Consider the following 455-nt stretch of genomic DNA (forward strand, 5'->3'; position numbering starts at 1 on the left):
GCTTAGGTTATAGCTATCAAACGGCTTATGAACAATTTTCAGCATCTGGGCAATTTAAATACAATGCATTAGGTAATAGCACACTTTACAGTGCTGCGGGTATTAAGCTTGATTGGCTAAAAAACCTTTCAAAAAAACTAAATATAAAACTTGAACTTGAAATTGAGCAGCAATCTTATCAACCTCAGCACTATAGTTATCAATCCGGTACACAATTGGCAAATTACAATACCCTTTGGTATCAGCTTAATGAACAATGGTTACTATTTGGTGGTCTAGATTACAGTAAAAAGAATAACAGTGAACAGGTACATGCTTACCAATTATTTTCGAGTAGATTTGGTGTCAATAAGCGCTGGGGTAACGGGGCAGAGGCAACATTATTTGCATCACTCAGGGCGCGTAAATATGAGCAGTATAGTGCTTTATTGGCACATAAGCGTAAAGATCTTGAA

Annotated in this window: 1 protein-coding gene; it reads left to right on the top strand. The window is 36.7% G+C overall.

Annotated features, from left to right (window positions below; genetic code table 11):
• Positions 1-455, top strand: a 455-nt coding sequence (locus tag ACT3RM_RS18195; RefSeq protein WP_444511556.1) for a surface lipoprotein assembly modifier, incomplete at both ends; no start/stop codon positions are given.

This window comes from Pseudoalteromonas sp. AOP7-A1-14, assembly GCF_052376275.1.
Lineage (GTDB): Bacteria > Pseudomonadota > Gammaproteobacteria > Enterobacterales > Alteromonadaceae > Pseudoalteromonas.